This is a genomic window from Nocardia sp. NPDC059691 (genome assembly GCF_042733915.1).
Lineage (GTDB): Bacteria > Actinomycetota > Actinomycetes > Mycobacteriales > Mycobacteriaceae > Nocardia > Nocardia sichangensis.
The window spans coordinates 16,814-41,741 of sequence record NZ_JBHWFB010000009.1; the positions used below are offsets into that span (position 1 = coordinate 16,814).

The window sequence follows — 24,928 nt, forward strand, 5'->3', positions numbered from 1 at the left end:
GGTATTCCTGAAGGGTGGACCGCACGGCGTCACAGCCGCACGGCGACGCGGTATTCGCGCAGCCAGGTGTTCAACTGCAGCGCGCGCGGCAGCCACGGCGGTGGGGTGAAGGTGCCGTTGTGCCAGCGATCGCTGTCGGCCAACTCGCGCAGCGCGGTCGTGTTCAGCAGCGCCAGAGCCGGCGACGACGGGTCCGCCAGCATCTCGCGGGTCGCCGCGCGGACCGCCGCGAGATATTCGGGGCTCTGACCGAACGGAAAGCCGCTCTTGGGGCGCTTGGCGACCTGCGGCGGCAGCCACGGCTCGGCGACGGTGCGCAGGATGCCCTTTTCCTGTCCGCCGTGCCGCTTCAGGTCCCAGGGCAGATTCCACAGGTACTCGACGAGCCGGTGGTCGCAGAAGGGCAGCCGGACCAGCAGACCGGTGCGCGCGCTCATCCGGTCCTTGCGGTCCAGCAGGAACGGCAGGAAGCGGGTGATCTCGAGGTGGAACACCTCTCGAACGCGTCGTGCCGCCGCGTCCTCGCCGTCCAGCCGCGACACCTCGGCGACCGCCTCGTCGTGCCGCTCGGCGACGGCCGCGTCCAGATCGAGGTGCTCACGCAGTTCCGCCGAGAGCATGCCGTTGCGGTCGGTGTTGCCCGCGCCCCATGGGAAGCCACCCGTGGGATTCGCGGCCTCGGCCACGAACCACGGATAGCCGCCGAAGATGTCGTCGGCGCCCTCGCCGGACAACACCACGGAGGCGTACTTGCGGACCTCGCGGAACAGCAGATACAGCGAAACGTCCAGATCGCCGACGCCGGGGATATCGCGGGCACGCAGAGTTTCGGTCATCTCGTCCAGCAGCGCGGGTGCGTCCAGGATCACCTCGGTGTGATCGGTGCCGACGTGGTCGACCACCGCGCGCACGAACGGCGCGTCCCGGCTCGAATGCAGTGCGTCGGGAGTGAAATCGTCGTCGCCACCCGCGAAGTCCACCGAGTACGTGGACAGTTTCGCGCCCGTGGCCGCGGTGACCGAACGTGCGGCGAGCGCGGTGATGACGCTGGAATCCAGCCCGCCCGAGAGCAATCCGGCCGGTGCGCCCGTGCGGGTCTGGCGTCCGATGATGTCGGTCAGCAGCGCGTCGAGTGTGTCCACGGTGGTGTGCAGATCGTCGGGGTGCGGCGCGGATTCCAGTCGCCAGTACCGGGTGTGGTGCAGGCCGTTGTGATCGACGCGCACGGTCCAGCCGGGGCGGACCTCGCGCAGGCCGCGGTACACCGCGTCGCCGGGTCGCCGCATCGCGACGGTGAAGATGTCGATCAGCCCGTGCGCGTCCACCTCGGGTACGAACAGGTCGTTGGCCAGCAGGGCCTTCGGCTCCGAACCGAACAGCAGCCCGCTCGGGTGCTCGGCGTAATACAGCGGCTCGATACCCAATCGGTCCCGCGCCAAGAACAATTCGGACCGGCGCACATCCCATACCGCGAACGCGAAGGCGCCGTTGAGCCGCCGGACCGCATCGCCGCCCCATTCGAGGTAGGCATGCACAACGACCTCGGCGTCCTCGTCGGTGTCACCGGCGAAGACGTGGCCGCGCCCGGTCAATTCGGCGCGCAGTTCGCCGGTGTTGTAGATCTCGCCCGACAGCGTGAGCACCGCCAGCGGGCGGCCCGCGTCGGCGACGACCGCCGGTTGCCCGCAGGGCCGCGTGTCGGCCACCGTCGCCGCGCGGTGGCCGAGGGCCACGTGCCGGTCGATCCAGGCCCCGCCGTGGTCGGGTCCGCGGTGGGTGAGGGCATCGGACATGGCGCGAACGGCGGCCCCGTGCTCGCGCAGATCGCGCTGCCGATCCAGCCAGCCGGTGATTCCGGACATCGACAGCCTCCTCAGGAGTTGGGCGATAGTTCCGACAGGGTCTGGCGCACCACCGCGTCGATCGGCGCGGGTAGCCGGGCCCAGTTCTGCTCTTCGTCGAGATCGAGGACGCGCGACAGCTTCCAGCCCAGGTACTGGCCCAGCGACGCGAGCGGCGGCAGCTTCTCCACCGGCCGTACAGTCACCTCGAGGCCGCCGAACAGGGCGCGCAGCCGGTCGGTGAGCACCGCCGTCCACGGACCCGCCGGATCGCCGTCGTAGGTGACCAGGAAGACGATCTGCCGCCCGCGCACCACGACCATGTAGTTGAACACCGTCGCGTCGGGCAGCGGCTCCTCCCAGACCGCCTGTTCCAGGTCGTTCTGACGAATTCCGGTGCGGTCCAGCACGATCAGGTCCTGGGACCGGCCCTGGGTGCGCAGGACGGCGGTGTGCAGACCGCATCCGCACGGCGTGCCGTCGATATCCACCAAGTCGCCGGTGCGGTAGCGCAGCAGCGGGCGAGCGGGCAGGTCGAGAGTGGTGATCACCAGCTCGCCGCGGTCGGATCGGCCGTCCACCCGCCGGATGCCGGTCTCGTCGACCAGCTCGAGCAGGAAACTCTGTGGTTGCAGATGCAGCTGTCCGCGCTCGCAGGTGACGGCAGGGGTGCCGGTCTCCGAAGAGCCGTAGGAGGAGACGAACGACGTCGCTCCGGTCAGCCTCTCGAGGTGACGGCGGAAGCTGGGGCCGGTCTGCTCGGCCATCAGCAGCAGGCGGTCGAATTTCGGCGCGGGCAGCTCGGCGCGATGAGCGAATTGCACCATCTCGAGCAGCCGCGACGGCGGCCCGATGAAGACGTTGACTCCCAGCTGATCGATCAGCCGCAGCACCCGGGTGTAGTCGCCGGTGATGTTGTCCACCCAGGGGCGCAGCGACATCACCTGCAGATACTCCAGCGCCTTCTCGAACTGGTAGGCCGCAGGGGCGAAGGGGGCGTTGATCAGGATCAGCGCGATGTCCTTGGGCTGCAGCAGCCGCGCCCACATCTCGCCGATGTTCACGGTGTTGATCAGCAGATCGTCCAGCGCCTTCGGCGCGGCCGCGGGGGCGCCCGTGGTGCCCGAGGATTCGTAGTAGTGCAGGAACTCGTCCAGCGGACGGGTGAAGGCGGACTGCCCGAAGCGGCCCAGTTCCTTCTTGCCCAGGAACGGCAGCGACGGCAGGATCTCGGTCAGCACGCGCTCGGTCGGTATGGGCGCGCCGGTGTCCAGCTCCTCGAGCAGCCCGGCCGGGACGGAATCCTCGTACATCTTCGAACGACCCGCGGCGCGCACGGTCTCCAGCAGTTTCGCCGCGTGCACCCGATCCAGGTCGGCGGTGCCCGCGTACACCGACCGGACCAGCGCGGTGTGCTCGGCCAGCAGTCGCTGATTCTTCGCACGCGTATCGTCGTCGCGTAACAACAGCATCGGTCTCTCCTAGCGATCGGTGGGGAAGAGGGGGTCGGCGACGTCGGCGGCGGCGCGCACCGAGCCGTCGGCGATGAGCCGTTCGACCTGGTGGATGTCGTGGTCCATCCGCCGATCGCGGTCGGTGAACGGCACGTGGCCGCGGATCAGCTCGTGGACGCGGCGGATCGCGGGGGCGGCGCGGCGCACGCCGCGGATCTCCACGGCCTGGGCCAGCGCCAGCAGGTGGATCGCGGTGACCTGCCGGGTCAGCTCGATGATGGTGCGGGCGTCGCGGGCCGCGATCGTGCCCATACTGACCTTGTCCTGGTTGTGCGACTCGGTGGAGCGGGAGAACGCCGTCGCCGGGCCGCTGTGCTTGAGCGCCTCCGCGGTGACCGCCGAAGCGGCGATCTGCATGCCCTTGAAGCCGTGGTGCAACCCGGACTCGTAGTCCTCCGCGTCGCGGGGGGCGATCAGGTTCGGCGTGAGCCCGGCGTTGAATTTCTCGTCCACCACCAGTTCCAGCTGGCGGTCGAGCAGGTCGGCGAGGCTGGCGACGGCGACCTTCAGCGAATCCATCGCCTGCCCGACGTGTCCGGCGTAGAAATTGCCGCCGTGATGTAATTCGCCCGTCTCCCAGGCGAACAGCGGATTGTCGGTCGAGGAGTTGATCTCGGTGTCGATCCAGCGCCCCACCCACTCCAGGCTGTCGCGCAGCACGCCGTTGACGTGCGGCGCGCAGCGCACCGAGTACTTGTCCTGGATGCGATGGTCGAGGGTGCGGAAGCCCCGGCCCTCCAGCCCCGACCGGCGCACGAGGATCTCCTCGTAGCTGGTGGTGAGGCCGGATCCGTCGAGCAGACCGCGGATCAACTCGGCGCTCGCGCCCTGTCCGGGATGCGGCTTGTTGGCGTGCACGAAGGGATGGAAGTGGGAGCCGTTGCCCAGCAGGGCCTCACAGGTCATGGCGGTCGCGACGTCGGCGGCGTAGGCCAGCTCGGCGGCGTCGGCGACCGCGAGCGCCGCGAAAGCCGAGGTGAAGGCGGTGCCGTTGATCAGTGCCAGGCCCTCCTTCGGCTCCAGCACCACCGGTGCGATGCCCTCGGCACGCAGCGCCTCCGCGGTGGGGCGCACCTCGCCCCGATACCGCACCTCGCCCTCCCCGAGCAGCGCCGCGGCGACATAGCACAGCGGTACGAGATCTCCACTCGCGCCGAGGGATCCGCGCTCGGGGATCAGCGGCAAGATATCGGCGTCGAGGTGCCGCAGCAGGGTCGAGACCACTTCGGGGCGGATCGCGGACGGGCCGCGGGTGAGGCAGTTGGCGCGGATCAGCAGGGTCGCCCGGGTCACGTCCGGCGCCGTCACCGGGCCGACCCCGTTGAGGTGGTAGACGATCAGATTGCGTTGCAGGTCGGCGGCCTTCGCCGGGGAGATCTGGCGATTGACGCTGTCGCCGAACCCGGTGGTGACGCCGTAGATCGGGATCCCGGTGTCGATCAGTTCGCGTTTCAACAGCACGGATTCGTGCATGGCCGTCAGCGCGGCAGGGGCGATGCCGAGGTTCACCGGTACGGTCCGGCGTGCCACCGCTGCGACCTCGGCCACGCGTAACGCGGTGCCGTCCAAGAATAGGTCGGTGCCGGTCGTCGTCATGCCAGCTCCACCAGTTCGGGTTCGGCAGCGACCCCGCCGCGTCCGAGTGCCTCGCCGAGTGCCCGTAAATCCGTTGCCAGCTGGGCGAATTCGGGCAGATCGAGCGACTGGTCGCCGTCGGAGAGCGCCTGGGCGGGGCGCGGGTGCACTTCGACGATCACCCCGTCGGCGCCCGCCGCGAGGGCGGCCGCGGACATCGGCGGCACATAGCGCGTGGCGCCGGTGCCGTGACTCGGATCGACCAGGATCGGCAGGTGCGACAGGTGTTTGACCACCGGAACCGCGTTGAGGTCGAGGGTGTTGCGCGTCGCGCGCTCGAAGGTCCTGATGCCGCGCTCGCAGAGAATGACGTGGTCGTTGCCGTGTGCGAGCAGGTACTCCGCGGCATTGAGCCATTCGTGCACGGTCGCCGACAGGCCGCGTTTGAGCAGCACCGGCCTGCCCGTCAGGGCAAGCTCAGTGAGCAGGGTGAAGTTCTGCATGTTGCGCGCCCCGACCTGTAACAGGTCGGCGGCATCGGCGACGCGGTCGATGTCGCGCACGTCGAGGATCTCGGTGACGACCGGCAGACCGGTCTCCGCGCGCGCGTCCCGCAGCATCGCCAGTCCGTCCGGGCCCAGACCGTGGAAGCTGTAGGGCGATGTGCGAGGTTTGAATACGCCGACCCGCAACATGTCCGCGCCTGCGGCCCGGACCGCCCGCGCGGTCTCGAGCAGCACCTCCGGCGTCTCGGCCGAGCACGGACCGGCGATGATCACCGGGCGGCCGTCGCCGACCGGCACCGCTCCGACCCGCACGACCGAACCCTCCGGACGGTACTCGCGGGCGGCGAGCGGGAAAGAGCTGCTCTCGGGCAGAACCCGCACCAGATGCTCGCTGCGGGCGAGCTCGGCCTCGAGCAGCGGGCCGGTTTCGGCCCACGTGACGATCAAGAATCCGGTGCGGGTGCGGCGGGTGGTCGCCTTCGCCGGAACCTGGCGGAGCCGGGTGAGGATGTCCTGCAGTTGCGTATCGGTGATGTCGTCGCGCGTCTGCGCCACATACACAGCCATCTAGTGGGCCTCCTGATCGGGCCGGCGGAATGAAAACGGTCGAATGGAGATGAAATCCAGTCTGTTTCGAAAGCGAGTTCCGGTCTTCCGGCTGTGGTCTCTATTGAATTCACGTCCCAGGCCCGGTTCCTATCGATATACGACTGGACCGGGGACTGGTCGCGACCTGGACCGGCGGCGGGGAAGGCATTGCGGTGCAGGGCCTTTACTCGCCGAAAATACGTGCACCACAGGATGTGAAGCAATGTCAATGCTTTGAATCCACCGCGTCGGAAAATATGGGCGGGCGCCATACGTGGGGGTTCACTCCTTGCACCGTATTTCTGTGCTACCCCATCCGTCGGAAAGAATGTGTGATGCGAAAATGGAATCTGCCGATGGCCCGATCGGCGGCTGTGCTCGCGGCGCTCGTCGTCGCGTGCACCGCGTGTTCGACCGGCGGATCCGGTTCGGTCCGGGACGCCGGACCGCCCCGGCCCGGCGGCACGCTGACCTATGGTGTGCATCGCGAGGCGACATGTATCGACCCGCATGTCAGCGCAGGCGATATCGTGGGTGAATTGCAGCGAAATGTATTCGACTCGCTGGTCGCACAGAAAACCGACGGCACCTTCGCGCCGTGGCTCGCGACCGCCTGGCAGATCTCCGACGACAGCCGGGAATACACTTTCACGCTACGCCGGGACGTGCGATTCTTCGACGGTCGGCCGTTCGACGCCGCCGCGGTGCAGGCGAACTTCGAGCATATTGTCTCGCCGAAAACGAAATCTCAGTATGCGGCCAGTTTGCTGGGCCCTTACGCGGGGACGGACGTCCTCGACGAATACACGGTGCGCGTCCGGTTCAAATCGCCGAATGTCCCGTTCTTGCAGGCGGCGAGCACGGCGTATCTCGGCTTCTATTCACCCGCGGTGCTCGCCGAGCACCCCGACGACCTGTGCGCGGGGGGCCGGTTCGCGGTTGGCTCGGGTCCCTTCCGTGAGGTCGAGGTCCGCCGCGGGCAGGGCATAGATTTCGTCCGCAACGACGAGTACCGCTGGCCCCCGGCGAACGCGCGGCACACCGGACCGGCCTATCTGGAACGGCTCACCGTGCGCGTCCTGACCGAGGACGCCGTGCGCACCGGATCACTGCGCGGCGGCCAGGTCGACGTCATCTCCGACACTCCGCCGACGGAGATCGCGGATCTGCGCCGCGACGGGGATTTCCAGCTCGTCAACCGGAATTCGCCCGGCGTGCCGTACACCTACTTCTTCAATGTCTCCAAGGAACCGTTCTCCGATATCCGGGCCCGGCGGGCGGTGGGCGCGGCCGTCGACCTCGACGGCATCGTGAAGAGCGTCTACTTCGGCGAATACCCGCGGGCCTACGCACCGCTCTCGCCCACCACGCCCGGCTACGACCGCGCCGCGGAGGGGCGCGCCGGCTACGACGTCGCCACCGCGAACCGGTTGCTCGACGAACTCGGCTACACCGGGCGCGACGCGCAGGGCTACCGCACCCGCGATGGGCGCCGCTTCAGCATAGGGCTGCCATATGCGTCGAATCTGATTCGCGAGTCCCGTGACGTGGTGGCCCAGGCGGTGCAGCAGGAACTGAAGAAGGTCGGCATCGAATTGCGTTTGGAACCGGTCGATTACGGCACCTACACCAATCTGCTCAAGCGCAACGATTACGAGATGACCGGCGGCAGCTGGGGCCGGTCCGATCCGGACGTGCTGGCCACGCTGTACCAGTCCGATCGCGATGCCCGCAAAGGCGGTTCGAACACCGGGCAGGTGCACGACGCCGGAGTCGACGCACTGCTGGCGCAGGGCCGGGCCGGCACCGATCCGGCGCGGCGCTACGGCTTCTATCAGCAGGCGCAGCAACTGATCCTGGATCAGGCCTATGGGCTGCCGGTGTACGTCTACAACAGCAACTATGCCGCCGCGTCGCGGGTACACGACTTCGCCTTGGATGCCAACGGCTGGAGCAAGTTCTACGACACCTGGGTGGAGTCCAAGTGAGGCACAAACTATTTCGCATCATCGCACACCGGGTGTGGACCGGGGCGCTGGTGCTGCTCGGGGCACAGACGGTGACGTTCTTCGCCCTGCGGTTGACGCCCGGCGACCCGGTGGACACTTTGCTGGGCGCGCAGACCAGCGCTTCGCCGCAAGTGCGCGCGCAGATCGCCGCGGATCTCGGCTTGGACGAGCCGCTGTGGCGGCAGTACCTGCACACGGTGCTGCGACCGCTGACCGGGAATCTGGGTCACTCCTATCAACTGAGCGAGGATGTGCGCACCGCGCTGCAGAGCCAGCTGTGGCCCACCGTGCAACTGGCGGCCGGAGCCATCTTGGTGGCCCTGGTGATCGCGGTGCCCGCGGCGCTGTCGACCGCGGGGCGCGGCAGGTTCGTGCGCGCGGCGGTATCCGGTTCGGAACTGCTCGCGGTGTCGCTGCCCGCGTTCTGGATCGGACTGATCCTGTTGACGCTGTTCTCGTTCCAGCTGCACCTGTTCCCGCCCGCGGGCGGTGGCGGCATGGCGAGCCTCGTGCTGCCGGTGCTGTGCCTGGCCATCCCGATGGCGGGCGAGCTGGGGCAGGTGCTGCGCGAGACGCTCGACCGGTCTCTCGAGCAGCCGTTCGTACTGACCCTGCGGGCGCGCGGGCTGACCGAACCCGCGGTGCGGCTGCGGCATGTGCTGCGGCACGGCTCGCTGTCGACGGTCACCATGACGGGCTGGATGCTCGGCGTCCTGCTCACCGGCGCCATGCTCACCGAAACCCTGTTCGCGCGGCCTGGTATCGGGAAGATGACCGTCTCCGCGGTGATGACCAAGGACTTCTCCGTGGTGAACGCGGTCGTCCTGCTCGCCGCGCTGTTGTTCGTCGTGATCAATCTCGTGGTGGACCTGCTGTATCTGGTCCTGGATCCCCGGCTGCGGAGGTGAGGAAATGACCGTCGTCCCGAACATCAGGACCGGGTCGCCCGTCCGGTTCCGATCGGTGCCGTGGCCGGTATGGCCCGCGGCCGTCGTCCTGCTGTTGATCGTGGTGGCCGCGGTGGCGCCGCATCTGCTCACCGGTGTGGACCCCGCCGTGAACGACTGGCGGGTCGCGCTGCATCCGCCGAGCCCGTCCCATCCGTTCGGCACCGACCGGCTCGGCCGCGACGTGTACTCCCGGACCGTCTACGCCGCCCGCACCTCCCTCGGTATCGGCGTGGCCGCGACCGCGATCGCGGTCGCGCTGGGATCGGTCGTGGGTCTGCTGGCCTCGGGTCCGTCGAAGCTGATCGACGCGGTGCTGATGCGGCTGACCGAGATCCTGCTCGCCTTTCCCGGGCTGCTGCTGGCGCTCGTGCTGATCGCGGTTTCCGGGCCCGGTGCGCGCAACTCCGCCCTGGCGATCGGGCTGGCGGCGACGCCGTACTACGCCCGCCTGGTCCGCTCGCAGGGTCTAGTGGTGCGGATCAGCGGTTACGTGGAGGCGGCGCGCACCCTCGGCCAGAGCCGATGGCGCATCACGGTGCGCCACATCCTGCCCAACGCGCTGGCGCCGCTGCTGGTGCTCGCGCCGCTGGGCGTCGGCACCGGCATCATCGCGGGCGCGGGCCTGAGCTTCCTCGGGCTCGGCGCCGTGCCGCCCACGCCCGAATGGGGCTCGATGCTGGCCGAGTCCCGCAATCTGCTCAGCCGCGCCTGGTGGCTCGGCGTCTTCCCGGGTCTGTTCGTGGTCGCCGCGGTGGTGTCGATCACGGTCCTGGCCCGTTTCTGGCAAGGACTCTCTGAGGGCAGGGTGGCGCGATGACAGCATTGGAAATCACCGATTTTACAGCGGGTTTCGGTCGCATCGAGGTGGTGCACGGGATCTCGTTGACGATCGAGGCCGGCGAATGCGTGGCCTTGGTGGGCGAATCCGGTTCGGGCAAGAGCGTCGCCGCCCGAGCGCTGATCGGGTTGACCCAACGGGACGGCTGGGTGCGGGCGGAGCGGTTACGGATCGCCGGGCAGGACGGCCGTGGCTGGTCGCAGCGCCGGTGGCGCCGGGTTCGCGGCGCCACGGTCGGCTACGTGGCGCAGAACGCGCTGGGATCCCTGGACCCGCTGCGGCGCATCGAGCAGGAACTTCGCGAGGCGCTGCGGATTCACCGCACGGTTGCGGCGGCGGAGGTCACGAACCGTTCGGAGCAGTTGCTCACCCGCGTCGGGATTCCGGACGCGCGCAGCCGCTTGCGGCAGTATCCGCACGAACTCTCGGGTGGGCTGCGGCAACGGGCGCTGATCGCGACGGCGCTGGCAGCCGAGCCGCAATTCCTGATCGCCGACGAACCCACCACCGCCCTCGACGCCTCGGTGCGGCGGCGGATTCTCGTCCTGCTGCGCGAAATCCGCGACGCGGGCACCGGGCTGCTGCTCATCAGCCACGACCTGGCGGCCGTAGCCGAGGTCGCCGATCGGATCGCGCTGATGCGCGACGGCCGCATCGTCGAACAGGGGCCGACGGCCGAGGTGCTCGCCAACCCCTCGCACGACTACACCCGCCTGCTGCTGGCCGCGGTGCCGTCGGCGCACACTCGCGGCGCACGCCTGTCGCCAGCCGAATTCGATCTGGCGGCACAGCTTCCCGCGCCGCGCACGCCCCGGCCCAAGGGCGCGCTGGTGCGCGTGCTCGACGCCCGCCGCGTGTTCCGCGATCCCGACGGTGCGCCGTTCGCGGCGCTGGACGGGGTCGACCTCTCGGTCGCTCCCGGCCAAGTCGTCGGCGTGGTGGGCGAATCCGGTTCGGGCAAGAGCACACTCGCGCGGGCGCTGCTGGGCCTGGAAAAGCTGGACGGCGGTACGGTCACCGTTACTCCGGGGGTGCGCCTGCAGGCCATCTTCCAGGATGCGCTGGGCTCGTTCGACCCGCGGTTCACCGTTCGCCGGGTGCTGGACGAGGCGCTGGAGGCGGGAAAGGTCCGGCGCGCAGACCGGCAGGCTCGGGCCCGCCACCTGCTGACCGCGGTGGGATTACCCGATTCGGTCCTATCGCGCCGCCCCCTCGAACTGTCCGGCGGACAGCAGCAGCGCGTCGCCATCGCGCGGGCGCTGGCGCCGGGGCCGGACCTGATCGTCTGTGACGAACCGGTCTCGGCGCTGGACGTCTCGATTCAGGCGCAGATCCTGGACCTGCTCTTGCGGGTGCGCCGCGAACTGGGTGTCGCGCTGATCTTCATCTCGCACGATCTGGGCGTGGTGCACCACCTGAGCGACGAGATCGTGGTGATGCGCGCGGGCCGAGTGGTCGAATCCGGTGCGGCCGACGAGTTGTTCACGACGCCGCGCGAGGAGTACACCCGCGAACTCCTCGCGGCCGTGCCCGTGCTGCCGGATTACACGGGGCCGCGGGCATGAACCGGCGCAGGCCCTACGGTCCCCGGTCCCGCCCCGATCCTGGGCCGCGGGCCGAAGACAGCGACTCGCGGACTCGAAAGACTGGACCTCCAACGATTTCCAGGAGGCATCGTGACGCCCCCGAACCCGCAGCGGTCGCCGCTCTTGCTCCCCGTCGTGCTCGCGGCGACGTTCATGTCCGGATTCGACACGAACGTGGTCAACATCGCGCTGCCCGCGATCCGCGGCGAGCTGCACGCGGGACCGGCGGCGCTCGAACTCGTCGTCAGCGGTTACATCTTCGCCTATGCCGCCGGTCTGATCACCGGGGGCAGGCTCGGCGACCTCTACACCTACCGCAGGCTGTTCCTGATCGGCATGGCGGGCTTCACCGTCGCTTCGATGCTGTGCGGGCTCGCGCAGTCGCCGGTGGAACTGGTCGGCGCCCGGATCCTGCAGGGCCTCACGGCGGCGGCCATGGTCCCGCAGGTGCTGGCCACGATCATGGCCAATTTCGACGCGGGGGACCGGACCCGGGCGCTGGCTTGGTTCGGCGTGACCGCGGGGGCCAGCGGGGTGGTCGGGCAGGTACTCGGTGGACTGCTCATCTCGGCGGATGTCGCCGGATGGGGTTGGCGCACCGTGTTCTTCCTCAATCTGCCGGTGGGAGCGGTGATGCTGGCCGTCGCCGTGCGGGTGCTTCCCGCGCGCACTCTCGATCGCAGGCCCGGGCTGGATCCGCTGGGCCTGATCGGGATCACGGCCGCCTTGGCGCTCGCGCTGGCGCCGCTGTCGTTCGGGCGCGAACTGGGCTGGCCGCTGTGGACCTGGGTCTGCCTGGTCGCGGCCGTGCCGTGCCTGCTCGCGGTGCTGGCCTACGAGCGCCGCCTGGCGGCCGCGGGCGGTGACCCGCTCATCGACCTCGACTTCTTCCGGCGGCGATCGACCATGTTCGGCATCCTGATCAACGTCGCGTTCATGGCGACGTTCACCAGCGGCATCTTCGCGGTCACGCTGCTGCTCCAGGAAGGCTTCGGGCTCAGCGCCTTACAGGCCGGGCTGGCGTTCGCCGCCCGTGGGGCGCTGGTCGTGCTGGCGCCGATGGTCGGCAGGCGGGTGATCGCGGCGCACGGGCAGGCCCGTGCGATAGTGCTCGGCTGCGGCATCGACATCGTGACACTGATCGGGCTCGGCGTGGCATTGCACGGGTTCGGCGGGCACATCTGGCTCGGCTGGGTTGTCATCGGCAACGCGCTGCTCGGCTTCGGCAATATGTTCATCCTGCCCGCCGCGTTGGGCGTCACGGTGGCGACGGTCGAGCCGCACCAGGCGGGCAGCGCCTCCGGAGTCGTGAACACCACCCAGCAGTTCTCGGGTGCGGTCGGACTCGCCGTGCTCGGGACGCTGTTCTTCGCCGTGGCGGGTAGCGGGCCCGGGCGCGGCGAGTACGCCACGGCCGTCGAGGCGGTTCTCTGGGTGCATCTGGTGCTGATCGTGGGCGCCGCCGCGCTCGCGCTGCGGCTGGATCGTGCCCGGACGCCCAGTGTGGTGGTGACACAGCCGGATTCGGCGCAATCGGCGCAAGCGGCGGTCGATCGATGACCGCGCGCCGCGAGGTATGGCTTTTGATCTAGATTTCGATAACAATCGAAATCATGACCGAGCGAACGACAGCACACATACCCACCGGCTGGGACGGCGTCGTCGATGTGACCGAATCCGATGGCTGGCGCCAGCCTTGGCGGCTGCCGCCGCGCCGGCTGGCCACGGCGTTCTCCCCGGAACTGACCGAACACGCCGTGGTCCCGACCGGTGTGCGCATCGGCGTCGTGACCGACGCGCCCGAACTGTCCTTGAGTCTGCGCTCGACGCCGGTGTGGACCCCGCGTCCGCGTACCGTGGACGTCTTCGTGAACGGGCGACTGTCGCAAAGCCTTCCGGTCGGCGCCGGCGCCGAGGAACTGATCGCCCGGCTGCCGGGAGAGCGGTCGGAAGTGCAGTTGTGGCTTCCGCACCGCGGCGCGATCACCCAGGTCGGCCCGATCTCGGTCGCCGCATCGGCCACCATCGAGCCCGCGCCCGCGACCGGCCCGCGCTGGATCACCTACGGCAGCTCGATCACCCAATGCCTGGTCACCGCCTCGCCCAGCGAGACCTGGCCCGCCCGCATCGCGCGCCGCTACGGCTGGCGGCTGCTGGATCTCGGATTCGCAGCACAGGCCTATCTGGACCCGTTCGTGGCGCGGACGATCGCGAGCAGGCCCGCCGACCTGATCTCCGTCGAACTCGGACCCAACCTCTACATCCGCGGCCCGTTCACCGAACGCTCGCTCGGCGGGCTGGCGGCCGGATTCCTGGAGACCATCCGCGACGCCCACCCCGACGTGCCGGTGGTCGTCTTCTCCCCGCCGGTGTGGGTAGAGCGCGAACACGAGCCGAATCCGCACGAGCTCACGCTGTCCGGCGTGCGCGAACTCGTGGAGAACGTGGTCCGGGTCTTACAGGGCCTCGGCGACGGCAACCTGCATCTGGTTCCCGGCGACGAGTTGTTCGGGGCCGCCGACGCCGGGCTCACGATCGACGGACTGCACCCCGACGCCGCGGGCGATGCCCTGCTGGCCGAGCGCTTCGGTCCCCGGCTGGCGGCCGTGCTGGCCGGGTCCGCGGTCCAGGTACCCGCCGGAGGACCGGCCGGGAGACCGGCATCCGAACCGGTCCGTTGACCGAAGACGTCCGGTATGCCCTCTTCGGACACTGAACGGGTCTTCTTTCCGCTCGGTCTGCTCAGGAGGGTTCCCGTGACCGAAGCGCCGATAGCGCCCCGATCCACCCGTTTGCACACGCTCACCGGAATGCGGTTCGCCGCGGCACTTCTGGTGTTCTTCACGCATATCTCGCTGGAAGGATTCTTCACCGATCCCGACGCCAAGCACGCCGCGTCGTTTCTGCTGAAACGCGAGGGCTGGACCGGCGTCGGGTTCTTCTTCGTCCTCAGCGGTTTCGTCCTGACCTGGTCCGCGCGGCCGGGCGACACCAAGCGCGCGTTCTGGCGGCGGCGGTTGGTGAAGATCTATCCCAACCACGTCCTGACCTGGGCCATCGCCTTCGGGCTTTTGATCTGGGCCGGCAAGTCGGTCACCGCCGGGGTGGCGATCCCGAACCTGCTGCTGGTGCACACCTGGGTGCCGGTCGTGCAGAACTTCGCCAGCATGAACACCGTCGCCTGGTCGCTGTGCTGCGAGGCGCTGTTCTACCTGCTGTTCCCCTGGCTGCTCGCCGCGGTCGAGCGGATCCGCCCGGAACGGCTGTGGGCGGCGACGATCGGCGTGCTCACGACCATCGTGCTGCTGCCGTTCTTCGCGCTTCTGCTGCCGGATCAGCCGCGGGTGCCGTTCGCCACCGACGTCCCGGTGTACCAGTTCTGGTTCCTCTACCTCTTCCCGCCGGTGCGCGTGCTGGACTTTCTGCTGGGCATCCTGCTGGCGAAGTTGCTGCTGTCGGGGCGCCGCGCGCCGCTGACGCTCGCCCCGGCCTCGCTGCTGGTCGTCGCGGGGCTCGTGGTCCAGCTCTGGGCGCCGTACATGTGGGCGCTGGTCGCGGTCGGCGTGATCCCGACGGCGCTGCTCATCCTGGCCGCCGCGACCGCCGACGTGCGCGGCACATTCTCGCCGTGGCGGTGGCGCTTCGTGGTCTGGCTCGGGGACATCTCGTTCGCGTTCTACATGATCCACGAGCTCGTCCTGCACTATCGCCATCAGTTGTTCGGCATCCAGCAGGCCTGGGCGACACCAGCGGCGATCCTGGTCATCCTCGGATTCCTGGTGCTGGACACCCTGATCGCCTGGGGGCTGTACTCCGGCTTCGAGAATGCGATCGTGCGGCGTTGGAGCCGCCCCCGCCGCCGTGTCGCTGCCGCTGTGGTGATCCCCGCACCCGCGGCGGCGAAACAGGCTGCTTCGCAATCGGATACGCCGCCGCCATCGAGCGCCGGGCTGACCGTCGCTCCGGCGGCCGCCGCCACGGAAGGAGCCGACCTGTGAGGACGTTCGTCCTGACGGCCGCCGCGGTCACCACGGTGGCCGCCGCGACCGCCCTGTGGCCCGCCTCGCCCGCGCGGGCCGCCGCCACCCATATCGCCTGTGCGGGAACGAGTACGGTGAGCTACTCGCCTGGCATCACCGATACGCCCAGGCCGGTGCGGATCAGCACCGACGCGGTGTTCGGCTCGTGCGTCTCCAGCGATCCGACCATCACCGGAGGCGCCACCCACGCGGGCGGGCCCGCGACGATCGGGTGCGGACCTGCCGCCGGGACCGGCGCCTCGCGGATCGACTGGAACAACGGACGGCACAGCACCTTCGAGTTCCGGACCGTCTACGTCAACCGGCCCGCCGGGCAAACCCTGATCGTCATCTCCGGCACGGTGACCGACGGTGAATTCCTCGGCGACCATGTCGACGGCGCGGGGCTTTACCTGACCGCCGACATCGCCGGCTGCGGCTCCGCAGCCGGGGTCACCTCGACCTTCGGCCCGGTCACCCGGACCTTCAGCTCGTAGCCGGGACGAGGGCGGGGGCGTTGTGCAGAATCGAGCTGAGCACTCCCGGGAAGCGGGCCTCGACCTCGTCGTAACGCAATTCGTTGCGACGGTAGCTGCCCTCCTGGATCACCCGCAGCAGACCGGCCATCCGGAGCACCTTGAGATGGTGCGAGAGCGTGGACATGCTCACCGGGACGTCGAATCCGCCGCAGGTGATCGCCTCCTCCTGCCGCAGCCTTGCCACGATCTCCAGCCGCACCGGGTCGGACAGGGCATGCAGCAGGGTGGGCAGGCTCACCGATTCGATGGAGGGATGCTGGAGTGCGCGCACTGGGCCGATTCTACCTTTCGCCGCGACCGCCGAGGCGGCTCACGCCACCGCCTCGGCGGCCTGCTCGTGGACCAGGCCCAGCACGATCGGGAAGACCAGCAGGCAGGAAACGGCGCAGGTGATGCCGAGCCAGACGAAGCTGTGCGTGCCCGACAGCACCGCCACCGAGGCGGAGGTGCCGACCGTCGACCCCGCGTACAGCGCGGAGGAGTTCAGCCCCAACGCGGTACCGCGCGCTGCCGGCGCCAACTCGCTGACCAGCGTGGTGATCGAGGAGGCGCCGATGTTGAACGCCAGCACCCACAGCGCCGCGACGATCACCGGCACGACCAGCGCACCGTCGAGGCTGGAGAAGGCGATCAGCGCCACCGCCACCCCCAGGCCGGCGGCCGCGATCACCACACGCTTGCCGAACCGGTCGGTGAGCCGCCCGCCGAGGAAGTTCCCGCAGACGCCCACGGCGCTGATCACCAGCAGCACCAATCCGATCGCCGTGGTGGACAGGTCGAAATTGGTCGTGAAGTAGACGCCGACATTGGCCCACATGCCCTGGTTTCCCGCGGTCCAGAAGAACGTCGACAACAGTACGAACAACACGGACGGATTGCTGAACGCGGCGCGGAACTTGTCCACGTACGCGCGCAGCGGATGCACCGCGGCCTGGGTCGCGGCGACCGGGATGCGCGGCAGGGTCAGCGGCACGACGGCCAATGCCAGCGCGGCGAGCACGGCGATGGCCCAGAAGGACACCCGCCAGCTGAAGGCGTCCGCGGCGAAGGATCCGACGGGCACGCCGATCAGCGACGAGCCGGTGAGCGCGCCCATGATGATGCCGATGGCACGCCCGCGCCGCTCCGGCGCGACGACATCGGCGACCGCGGCGAAGATGCTCGGCACCATCATCGCCGCGCCGAGCCCGGCCAGGCCGCGAAACACGAGCAGCACGGCGAAATTCGAGCCTATGCCGGTCAATGCGGTGCCGATGCTGAAGATCGTGAGCCCGGTGAGAATGACGTTGCGCCGCCCCCACCGGTCCGACACCGGGCCGAACAAGGGCCCGGTCACCGCGTAGACCAGGGCGTATGTGGTGACGAGCAGTCCCGCCGAATCCACCGAGGCGTGCGTGTCCCTGGTGATGGTGGGCGCCAGCGGCGCGACGATCAGCGCGTCGAGCCCGACGAGGGCCGCGCAGATCGATCCCACGATCAGCAGCCGACGGCTGCCGACGTCGGATTCGTCGCGGGCAGCGGTGGTCGAGGAAACCATGAGGCACCTGCCTTGAGTAGTTGTACTAGATTTCGACGATTATCGAAATCATGACCACATGGTGACAGGCGGCATGCCGCTCGTCAACGGAAGAGTCGGTGCCGGTGCGGCTTTCGGGAGATCAGGCCCGCGCGGGGACCGGCGCGGCGGCGCTGCGCACCACCGTGTCGAGCAGGCCGGGGAAGCGGGCGTCGAGATCGGCGGCGCGCAGCGAGACCATGCGGCGCACGCCGTCGACGCGGGTCGCGGTGAGCCCGGCCTCGCGCAGGACCTTCAGGTGATGCGACAGGGTGGACTTCGTCAGGTCGGGGTTCAGTTCGCTGCACGACATCTCGTCGATCCGCGCGGCCAGCTCGCAGACCATCGCCAGCCGGGCCGGATCACTCAGCGCGTGGAAGATGGCGGTGAGTTCCAGGTCGTCGCGAGCCGGCTGGTTCACTACTCGCGCCATGATGGCCGCCTTCCGCTGCGTTCGTGCCCGATCGAGATTTCGATCATAGTCGTTTTCTCGTCCGATACCGGTCCAAGGTCCAGGTCCGCCGACCGGACCGAGGGCTGATGCCTCGTGAGGGATACCGGGCCCGCGGCCGAAGACAGCTCGCCGCGCTCCGAGCAGCATTGGGCGGAACGCTCGCGCAGCAACGGAAGTGGTCGCATGAACAAGCCAGCAGCCGCGGCGGGACGCCGATCGCGACCGGCGCCCCGCTCGCGATCGGCGCTAGTCGACCACCGCGGCGTGCACGAGCTGGCGCAGCCGCGAGTACAGCGGCAACGCCTTGGACGGGAACAGCTGCGGGAACGCCATCGCGGTGATGCGCTTGACCGGATCGACGAAGAAGTAGGTACTCGTGGCGGAGTACCAGGAGAATTCGCCGGGCGTCGCGATGACTTTCGTGGCGGCCGGATTCTCGGCGGTCAAGAAGCCGAAGCCGAAACCGAGGCCGTTCAGGGTGGTGAGCGCGGGCAGCACCGGGCGCCCGATCGCGCCCAGGTCCGCGCCGCCCGGAAGCTGGTTGGTGGTCATGTATCTCACCGTCTGCGGCGACAGCACGCGCCCGCCGTTCCAGGCGCCGTTGTGCAACAGCATTTGCAGGAAGTGATGGAAATCGGCGGCGGAGGTGATCAGGCCCGCGCTGCCGGACAGCCAGCTCGGCCGGTGCGTCGGATCGCCGCCCGCGAGCACGTCGTTGCGCACCGCACGCCCCGTCGCCGGATCGGCCATGTAGATCGCCGCCAGCCGGTCGACCTCCTCGGGCTCGATCCAGAATTTGGTGTCGTGCAGGCCGAGCGGATCCAGCACCCGCTCGGCGAACACGCGGTCGAGCGACTGTCCCGACACCACCTCGAGGAGTCGGCCCAGTACGTCGGTGCTCACCCCGTAATTCCACGCGGTGCCCGGCTCGAACAGCAGCGGCAGCGTGGCCCAGGTGTCCACGGCAGTGGCCAGATCGATGCCGGGAGGAGCGCTCCACTCGAATCCGCGCTGGACGTACAGCTCGTCCACCGGATGGGAGTGATGGAAACCGTAGGTGAATCCCGCGGTGTGGGTGAGCAGATGCCAGATGCGGATGGGTTCGCGGGCCGGCTCGGTCTCCAGGTTACCGCCGCCGAGCCGTTTGTAGACGCGGACGTCGGCGAGCGAGGGGATGTAGTCGCTGACGGGGTCGTTGAGCCCGAACGCGCCCTCCTCGTAAAGCGCCATCGCCGCGACCGAAGTGAACGGCTTGGTCAGCGACCACGCCCGGAAGAGCGAATCGGTCGCCATCGGCAGTTCGGCCTCGGCGTCGCGATGTCCACCGGTGCCGACGTGCACGACCTTGCCGTCGCGGGCGATGATTCCGACCCAGCCCGCCATGCGGCCCGCGTCGACGAGCCGGTCGAGGTAGTCGTCGAAGCGCCGCAGCCGCGCGGGATCGAACCCGGCCTCGGTCGCATCGATTTCGATTTTGATTTCCGACATGAGGTGATTCCTGCCTTTATCGCGTACCGGGAATCCGGAATGATCCGGCCCGGTACTTGCCAAGCCGACATCGAGAATAGTAGCTTTAGTTCGATAGATGTACAACTATCGAACTTACTTGTGGGACAACGTATTACGACTGCGTGGTGCCCGAACAGCGCCCCGATGCCAATGATGTGGGAGGTTGGTTTCTCATGCCCCGATACGGAATCACGCTGCCGTTACCGCTGGTTTCGCTGCCCGACCATCGCGTGATCTTGGAGCAATTGGCCGACCTCGGTTACACCGACGCGTGGACCGGCGAGTTCGCCGGCGTGGACGCCTTCACCCCGCTGGTGCTGGCCGCGGCCTGGGGGTCGCCGAGCCTTCGGCTGGGGACGGCGGTGGTGCCGGTCTACACGCGCGGACCCGCCGTGATCGCCCAAACCGCTTCGGCGCTGGCCGATCTCGCGCCCGGCCGGGTGGTCATCGGCGTCGGCTCCTCGGGCCCGCAGCTGGTCACCGGAATGAACGGCGTCCCCATGGCCGAGCCCTACCGCCGGGTGCGCGACACGGTCCGCTTCCTGCGGCAGGTCTTCACCCACGGCGTCGTGACGGGTCCGTTCGACACTATCGACTTCGAGGGCTTCCAACTGGGCTATCCGGCCGCGGAACCGCCGCGGATCATGGTCGGCGCGCTGCGCACGCGGATGCTGCGGCTCGGCTTCCGCGAGGGGGCCGGATCGATCACGAATTTCCTCGCGGCCGAGGACATTCCGACCGTCGTGCGAGCACTGGGCGAGGACCGGGGCCGCGGTGAACTGGTGGCGCGCATCTTCGTATGCCCGACCGAGGACGTCGAATACGCCCGCGCGGCCGGGCGCCGGATGCTCGCGCACCTGTTCACCCGCCCGTCCTACCGCGCCTTCCACGAATGGCTCGGCCGCGCCGAAGTGGTTGCCCTGGTGAACAAGTACGTCGACAGCGGCGATCCGCTGCGGGCCGCGGCGGCGATCCCGGACCAGGTCGTGGACGGTATTCTCATCCACGGCGATACGGCGCGGTGCCGCGAGCAGATTCAGCGCTACGTCGACGCGGGCGTCGACACGCCGGTCGTGATGCTCCAGTCGTCACCGGAGTTGCTGGCCGGTGGGCCGGCCGCGGTGTGGCGCACGGTGCGCGAGCTGGCCCCGCGATGAGGCGGGCGGTGGTTGTGGGACGATCGTCGAATCCTCGAACAAGATTAATATTCTCGGAGATCATTAATAGCGACGGAATTTTTAGTAGGAGTGCGCACCTGTTGCCGCACACGTGGGCCTGTGTTAGTTTGACAGATATCGATCTTGCCGGTAACCGTCTTTCGATTTCGCGTTATCGGGAAGGTCGTCGGATTCTCAACAATCGGGACCCACCTATAACTACAGAAGCTTGCGGGGCGCAGATGAAGTTGTTAGGCGCAAATCACGAGACCGGCGAATTCGGCGAAGATGCCGGACGGAACACGGCGGCGGCTCGAGTAGTGGTGGTCTGCGGGGAGCAGATCATGCGCAGCGGACTGGTTTCTATTCTGCGTGGCATGCCCGACCTCGGCTGGGTCGGGCCTGCGACCAACAGCCAGGCGGCGTTGAACATGGTCGCGGCGGGCAAGGCGGATGTGGTCGTGCTCGACCACTGTGCCAACCCGGGCTGGGACGGGCCCGCGCTGGCCGCCCGGTTCACCGGCATCCGTCCCGACCGTGGTGTCGGTGTGGTGGTGGTGTCGGACGGCACCGACAGCGAACTGCTGCTGCGATATCTGCAGGCCGGCGTCCGTGGCCTGGTCTCACGGCGTTCCAGTGCCGTCGATCTGGTGAACGCGGTGGACAGCGTGATCCGCGGTGAGGCGCTGCTGTCGCCCTCGATCACCCGGCTCGTGCTCGAAGCGACGGTGCCCTATCTGCCCGCGGCCTCTACCCGGTCGGTCACCGCTCTGGACACGTTGACCCAGCGCGAGCTGGAAATCCTGATCCTGGTGGCCGACGGATTGTCCAACAGCGAAATCGCTCAAGTTCTGCACGTCAGCTACAAGACCGTGAAATTCCACGTGTCGAATATCCTGCGCAAGTTATCGGTGCGCACCCGGGCGCAGGCGATCGTATATCTGCGGCCGAGTGTGGCCATCACCTCACAAGCGGGCTGACGACCGCGGCGCCGAGTTTCCGTCTTGTTGACGGAGACCTCGGCTGCTATCGTTTAGTTCGAGAGTTTTGAAACTTTCGAATCGTGTCCGATTCGGTTTCCCTCAACCTCCTTCGGCTCTGGAAGGAAATATCCCGATGACTGAAATCGTCGAAGAAGATCTCGACTCCTACCCCTTTCCGCTCGGCCCACTCGGCGAGCCGCCGGAACGCTTTTCCGAACTCCGCGCGCAGTGCCCGGTCGTGCGGGTCCGCATGCCCAGTGGCGACACCGCCTGGGCGGTCACCGGATATGACGAAGTCGTTGCGGCACTGTCGGATTCGCGGTTGTCCCGCGCTGCCCTGCGGGAGCCGGGAGCTCCGCGCGTGATCAAGGGCCCCGACTTCGGAGACAATCCCTTCAATCTGCTCAGCCAGGACGGCGCCGACCACCGGCGGCTGCGGCGGCTGATCTCGCCGGCCTTCACACCTAAACGCGCCGAACAGAAGCGGCCGCGGATCCAGGAGATCGCCGACGAACTCGTCGACGCCCTCGAAGCGGGTCCGCGTCCGGCCGATCTGCACCACGACTTCGCGGCCCTGCTGCCGATCTGGGTGATCACCGATCTGCTCGGCGCGTCGCGGGAGCGCCGGGCCGACATCCAGCGCTGGACCGATCATCTGGTCAGCATCACCGCCCACACCGCCGACGAGCGGCTGCGGGCCAGGGACGAGTCCGCGGCCTATGTCGTCTCGCTGCTGGCCGAGCGCCGCAGCGCGCCCGGCGAGGACCTGCTGTCGGACCTCATCACCGCGCGCGACGACGGGGACCGCCTCTCGGAGCAGGAATTGGTCTGGCTGACAGTGAATCTGCTGGTTGCGGGGCACGACACCACGGTGAGCGCGCTCAGTCGCGCGACGTATCAAATACTGCGGCACCAGGATCAGTGGGCCTCGCTGGTCGCGCGCGTCGATGACCGGGAGGTGGTGCGGCACGCGGTGGACGAACTGCTGCGCTACGCGCCGCCCTCGGAGATCGGCTTCCTGCGCATCGCCACCGATGATCTCGAGGTGGGTGGCGTCGCGGTGCGCAAGGGCGAGGGCGTCATCCCGATCATGCATGCCGCGGGGCGCGACACCCGCCACGTCCACGATCCGGACCGGCTCGATCTGTTCCGCGAGGATGTCAAACATGTGGCGTTCGGGCACGGCAGCCACTTCTGCCCGGGTGCGGGCCTGGCACGGCTCGAGCTCGAGATCGGGCTGGCGACCCTCGCGCGGCGGCTGCCGGAGTTACAGCTGGCCGTGCCGCCGGACGACGTCGAATGGTCCAGTGGACTGCTGACCCTGCGACCGAAGACGCTGCCGGCCCGGTGGTGACCTCGGCAGCGGGCTCCCGGGCCCGCGCCGTCCCGCAATGGCGTTGGCTGACCGTGCTGGCCACCTGTGCCTGTCTCGTCGGGTTGGACGCGCTGGTCGTCTCCCCGCTCGCACCGCGGATCACCCACGAGGTGGGCGCACCGCCGCGGGTGGGCGGACTGCTGGTCACCGCGTACGCCCTGGCCTATCTGGTCGCGGGTCCGGTCTTCGGGCCGCTGTCGGATCGGTGGGGCCGGACGCGGCTGATGACGCTCGGGCTTGCCGTCTTCGCGGCCGGCGCCGCGGCGACCGGATTCAGCGCGAATTTCATTGTATTGCTCGGCTTTCGAGTGCTCTCCGGCGTCGGCGCGGCGATGCTGGTGCCCGCGATCCTGGCCCATGTCTCTGGGCAGGTGCAGCCGCGGCGGCGCGGTGCCGCGATCGGCGTGATCGTGGGCGCGATGATGGGCGCGTCGGTGGTCGGCGTGCCCGCGGGTGCGTTCCTCGCCGGCGCGGTGTCGTGGCACTGGACGTTCTGGGGCATCGGCATCGCCGCCGCGGCGCTGCTCGGACCGCTCGCGAGGCTGGTACCGGGCGGTGCGCCGACGGCGGCGGCCGGTGACGCGCCGATCCGCGCGGCGCTGGGCGATGCGGCGGTGGTGTACACCCTGCTGTGCACGTTCTTGTGGACCGCGGGCCTGCAGGGGATGTTCGCCAATGCCGGGCTCTTCTACGCCGACAACTTCGGGTTGTCCACGGGCGCAGTGGGTCTGGCGCTGGCGGGCGGCGGCGCGATGAGCGTCGCCGGGAATGTCTGCGGCGGGCGGCTGGCCGATGCCGTCGGCGGCCGCCGGGTCGTCGCGGTGGCCACGCTGGTGGCGGCCGCCTCGGTCCTCGCGTTCTCGCTGTCCACCGGGTCGTTGGTGGCGGCCGTCGCGGTCCAGGTGGTCTGGGGCGGCGCGGTGGGGCTGGGCCAGTCGGCGCTGACGACGCTGGCGGGCACCCTGCGGCCGCGGGCCCGCGGCACGGTGCTGGCGCTGAATTCCTCGCTGCAGTACGGCGGGATGATGGCGGGCACCGCGGCGGCAGCCGCACTGCTGCAGGCCGACTCGCCCTTCTGGGCGGTGGGATCGCTGTGCTCGGTGTGCAGCGCCCTCGTTTTTCCGGTGGTCACCGTGCTGCTGCCCGTGACCACCGATTCGGACCTCTCGTAAGTCAATTCACTCCGAACAAGGATCGAAATGAAGAAGATACTTGTGTCGACGGCGCTCGCCGTCGCCGCGACCACGACCGCCGTGAATCTCGCTCAGGCGGCTCCCGCAGCGGGCGACGAGGCGGTGAACTACACCGCCGTCAGCACCCCGCAGGCCGTCACCGTCACCACCGACGGCGGATCGCTCACCGCCGCCGACGGCGTGTTCAAGATCACCGCGACCGACGGCACGGTGCTCGCGGGCACCGAATTGTCGTTTCGGGTAGACGATTTCGTCTTTCCGATCACCGCGGACATCACCGGTCACACCGCCACCCTGACGCCGCGATTCGACCTCGGCCACGCCGTCTACCGACCGGTGGCACTGCCTTACGAGGACTCCGCTCCCTGGAAGACCCCGTACGACCGCGAGGTGGCGGCCTGGAGCCGGATGACATCCACCATCGCCGCGGGCGCCACGATCGGCACCCTCGTCGGCGGCCTCACCGGCGGAGCCGTCGGCTGCGTCCTGGGCGGCATCGCGGGCGCGACGGTGGCCTCGGCCGCGATCGTCGGCCTGTTCGGCGCGTTCCTGCCTGCCGCGGCGGTGGGTTGCCTGGGCGGCATTCTCGCCATCGGAGCGCTGGGGACTCTGGTCGGGCAGCTGCTGGTGACCGCCCCCGTAGCGATCCTGGCGGCCTCGCAATACTTCACCACGATCAACCAGCCGTTCAACCCGGCGCCGACGAAGTAGGAAGACGCCTACCGCTCGCAGCCCAC

At 68.9% G+C, this 24,928-nt stretch carries 21 protein-coding genes; 13 read left to right on the forward strand and 8 right to left on the reverse strand.

Annotation, left to right across the window (positions count from 1 at the left end):
* Nucleotides 1–29: 29 nt before the first annotated feature.
* From asnB to aroF, 4 genes are read right to left on the reverse strand one after another with little or no spacing between them, the layout of a single operon-like run.
* Nucleotides 30–1,862, reverse strand: coding sequence for an asparagine synthase (glutamine-hydrolyzing) (gene asnB, locus ACFV2O_RS20335; RefSeq protein ID WP_379253134.1), 1,833 nt, complete (start codon nt 1,860–1,862; stop codon nt 30–32).
* An 11-nt stretch (nt 1,863–1,873) separates the two neighbouring features.
* Nucleotides 1,874–3,313, reverse strand: a complete 1,440-nt coding sequence (locus ACFV2O_RS20340; protein ID WP_379253135.1) for a phenylacetate--CoA ligase family protein — start codon at nt 3,311–3,313, stop codon at nt 1,874–1,876.
* A gap of 9 nt (nt 3,314–3,322) precedes the next feature.
* Nucleotides 3,323–4,951, reverse strand: a complete 1,629-nt coding sequence (gene hutH, locus ACFV2O_RS20345; RefSeq protein ID WP_379253136.1) for a histidine ammonia-lyase — start codon at nt 4,949–4,951, stop codon at nt 3,323–3,325.
* Nucleotides 4,948–6,003 (reverse strand): 3-deoxy-7-phosphoheptulonate synthase, encoded by a 1,056-nt coding sequence (aroF, locus tag ACFV2O_RS20350; RefSeq protein ID WP_379253137.1) that lies wholly within the window; start codon nt 6,001–6,003, stop codon nt 4,948–4,950. The genes hutH and aroF overlap by 4 nt, the downstream gene beginning before the upstream one ends.
* Nucleotides 6,004–6,380: 377 nt before the next feature.
* On the opposite strand from aroF, the gene ACFV2O_RS20355 reads away from it, so the two are divergent.
* The 8 genes from ACFV2O_RS20355 (at nt 6,381) to ACFV2O_RS20390 (ending at nt 15,923) form a co-directional block, all read left to right on the forward strand.
* A complete protein-coding gene (locus tag ACFV2O_RS20355) occupies nt 6,381–8,012 on the forward strand; it encodes an ABC transporter substrate-binding protein (protein ID WP_379253138.1) in 1,632 nt (543 codons plus the stop codon).
* The gene (locus ACFV2O_RS20360; RefSeq protein ID WP_379253139.1) at nt 8,009–8,941 is read left to right on the forward strand and encodes an ABC transporter permease; all 933 of its coding nucleotides are present in this window, start codon (nt 8,009–8,011) and stop codon (nt 8,939–8,941) included. Before ACFV2O_RS20355 ends, ACFV2O_RS20360 begins: the two co-directional genes overlap by 4 nt.
* Before the next feature lie 4 nt (nt 8,942–8,945).
* On the forward strand, nt 8,946–9,800 hold the full coding sequence (locus tag ACFV2O_RS20365; RefSeq protein WP_379253140.1) for an ABC transporter permease: 855 nt from the start codon (nt 8,946–8,948) through the stop codon (nt 9,798–9,800).
* The gene (locus ACFV2O_RS20370) at nt 9,797–11,386 is read left to right on the forward strand and encodes an ATP-binding cassette domain-containing protein (protein WP_379253141.1); all 1,590 of its coding nucleotides are present in this window, start codon (nt 9,797–9,799) and stop codon (nt 11,384–11,386) included. The genes ACFV2O_RS20365 and ACFV2O_RS20370 overlap by 4 nt, the downstream gene beginning before the upstream one ends.
* A gap of 111 nt (nt 11,387–11,497) precedes the next feature.
* Complete coding sequence (locus ACFV2O_RS20375) at nt 11,498–12,967, forward strand: MFS transporter (RefSeq protein ID WP_379253142.1); 1,470 nt, start codon at nt 11,498–11,500, stop codon at nt 12,965–12,967.
* Between the two features lie 53 nt (nt 12,968–13,020).
* Entirely contained in the window at nt 13,021–14,088 is a 1,068-nt protein-coding gene (locus tag ACFV2O_RS20380) for an SGNH/GDSL hydrolase family protein (RefSeq protein WP_379253143.1), read from the forward strand.
* A gap of 75 nt (nt 14,089–14,163) precedes the next feature.
* Nucleotides 14,164–15,405, forward strand: a complete 1,242-nt coding sequence (locus tag ACFV2O_RS20385) for an acyltransferase family protein (protein WP_379253144.1) — start codon at nt 14,164–14,166, stop codon at nt 15,403–15,405.
* Nucleotides 15,402–15,923 (forward strand): hypothetical protein, encoded by a 522-nt coding sequence (locus tag ACFV2O_RS20390; protein ID WP_379253145.1) that lies wholly within the window; start codon nt 15,402–15,404, stop codon nt 15,921–15,923. The genes ACFV2O_RS20385 and ACFV2O_RS20390 overlap by 4 nt, the downstream gene beginning before the upstream one ends.
* On the opposite strand, the gene ACFV2O_RS20395 is transcribed toward ACFV2O_RS20390, so the two are convergent.
* The 4 genes from ACFV2O_RS20395 to ACFV2O_RS20410 all read right to left on the reverse strand — a co-directional run bounded on the left by ACFV2O_RS20395 (nt 15,913) and on the right by ACFV2O_RS20410 (nt 19,462).
* Nucleotides 15,913–16,236: a metalloregulator ArsR/SmtB family transcription factor gene (locus tag ACFV2O_RS20395; RefSeq protein WP_355079902.1), complete on the reverse strand. Its 324-nt coding sequence runs from the start codon at nt 16,234–16,236 to the stop codon at nt 15,913–15,915. The two genes, ACFV2O_RS20390 and ACFV2O_RS20395, sit on opposite strands and share 11 nt — an antisense overlap.
* Before the next feature lie 39 nt (nt 16,237–16,275).
* Complete coding sequence (locus ACFV2O_RS20400) at nt 16,276–17,502, reverse strand: MFS transporter (RefSeq protein ID WP_356960819.1); 1,227 nt, start codon at nt 17,500–17,502, stop codon at nt 16,276–16,278.
* A gap of 121 nt (nt 17,503–17,623) precedes the next feature.
* Complete coding sequence (locus tag ACFV2O_RS20405) at nt 17,624–17,953, reverse strand: metalloregulator ArsR/SmtB family transcription factor (protein WP_355079898.1); 330 nt, start codon at nt 17,951–17,953, stop codon at nt 17,624–17,626.
* 267 nt (nt 17,954–18,220) lie between these two features.
* Entirely contained in the window at nt 18,221–19,462 is a 1,242-nt protein-coding gene (locus tag ACFV2O_RS20410) for a serine hydrolase domain-containing protein (protein WP_379253146.1), read from the reverse strand.
* 194 nt (nt 19,463–19,656) lie between these two features.
* Here ACFV2O_RS20410 and ACFV2O_RS20415 point away from each other — a divergent pair, with 194 nt between their 5' ends.
* The 5 genes from ACFV2O_RS20415 (at nt 19,657) to ACFV2O_RS20435 (ending at nt 24,902) form a co-directional block, all read left to right on the forward strand.
* Complete coding sequence (locus ACFV2O_RS20415; protein WP_379253147.1) at nt 19,657–20,640, forward strand: LLM class F420-dependent oxidoreductase; 984 nt, start codon at nt 19,657–19,659, stop codon at nt 20,638–20,640.
* 101 nt (nt 20,641–20,741) lie between these two features.
* Nucleotides 20,742–21,620 (forward strand): response regulator transcription factor, encoded by an 879-nt coding sequence (locus ACFV2O_RS20420; RefSeq protein WP_355079893.1) that lies wholly within the window; start codon nt 20,742–20,744, stop codon nt 21,618–21,620.
* A 136-nt stretch (nt 21,621–21,756) separates the two neighbouring features.
* Nucleotides 21,757–22,977, forward strand: a complete 1,221-nt coding sequence (locus tag ACFV2O_RS20425) for a cytochrome P450 (RefSeq protein WP_379253148.1) — start codon at nt 21,757–21,759, stop codon at nt 22,975–22,977.
* Nucleotides 22,971–24,170, forward strand: coding sequence for an MFS transporter (locus ACFV2O_RS20430; RefSeq protein ID WP_379253149.1), 1,200 nt, complete (start codon nt 22,971–22,973; stop codon nt 24,168–24,170). Before ACFV2O_RS20425 ends, ACFV2O_RS20430 begins: the two co-directional genes overlap by 7 nt.
* 27 nt (nt 24,171–24,197) lie before the next feature.
* Nucleotides 24,198–24,902: a hypothetical protein gene (locus ACFV2O_RS20435; RefSeq protein WP_379253150.1), complete on the forward strand. Its 705-nt coding sequence runs from the start codon at nt 24,198–24,200 to the stop codon at nt 24,900–24,902.
* Nucleotides 24,903–24,928 lie beyond the last annotated feature (26 nt).

What these genes read in the sequence shown, in the direction of transcription:
- hutH (WP_379253136.1), bottom strand. Translation starts at nt 4,951, where the DNA reads ATGACGACGACCGGCACCGACCTATTCTTGGACGGCACCGCGTTACGC.
- ACFV2O_RS20425 (WP_379253148.1), top strand. Translation starts at nt 21,757, where the DNA reads ATGACTGAAATCGTCGAAGAAGATCTCGACTCCTACCCCTTTCCGCTC.
- ACFV2O_RS20435 (WP_379253150.1), top strand. Translation starts at nt 24,198, where the DNA reads ATGAAGAAGATACTTGTGTCGACGGCGCTCGCCGTCGCCGCGACCACG.
- ACFV2O_RS20365 (WP_379253140.1), top strand. Translation starts at nt 8,946, where the DNA reads ATGACCGTCGTCCCGAACATCAGGACCGGGTCGCCCGTCCGGTTCCGA.
- ACFV2O_RS20355 (WP_379253138.1), top strand. Translation starts at nt 6,381, where the DNA reads ATGGCCCGATCGGCGGCTGTGCTCGCGGCGCTCGTCGTCGCGTGCACC.
- aroF (WP_379253137.1), bottom strand. Translation starts at nt 6,003, where the DNA reads ATGGCTGTGTATGTGGCGCAGACGCGCGACGACATCACCGATACGCAA.
- ACFV2O_RS20380 (WP_379253143.1), top strand. Translation starts at nt 13,021, where the DNA reads ATGACCGAGCGAACGACAGCACACATACCCACCGGCTGGGACGGCGTC.
- ACFV2O_RS20410 (WP_379253146.1), bottom strand. Translation starts at nt 19,462, where the DNA reads ATGTCGGAAATCAAAATCGAAATCGATGCGACCGAGGCCGGGTTCGAT.
- ACFV2O_RS20370 (WP_379253141.1), top strand. Translation starts at nt 9,797, where the DNA reads ATGACAGCATTGGAAATCACCGATTTTACAGCGGGTTTCGGTCGCATC.
- ACFV2O_RS20405 (WP_355079898.1), bottom strand. Translation starts at nt 17,953, where the DNA reads ATGGCGCGAGTAGTGAACCAGCCGGCTCGCGACGACCTGGAACTCACC.
- ACFV2O_RS20415 (WP_379253147.1), top strand. Translation starts at nt 19,657, where the DNA reads ATGCCCCGATACGGAATCACGCTGCCGTTACCGCTGGTTTCGCTGCCC.
- ACFV2O_RS20400 (WP_356960819.1), bottom strand. Translation starts at nt 17,502, where the DNA reads ATGGTTTCCTCGACCACCGCTGCCCGCGACGAATCCGACGTCGGCAGC.
- ACFV2O_RS20340 (WP_379253135.1), bottom strand. Translation starts at nt 3,313, where the DNA reads ATGCTGTTGTTACGCGACGACGATACGCGTGCGAAGAATCAGCGACTG.
- asnB (WP_379253134.1), bottom strand. Translation starts at nt 1,862, where the DNA reads ATGTCCGGAATCACCGGCTGGCTGGATCGGCAGCGCGATCTGCGCGAG.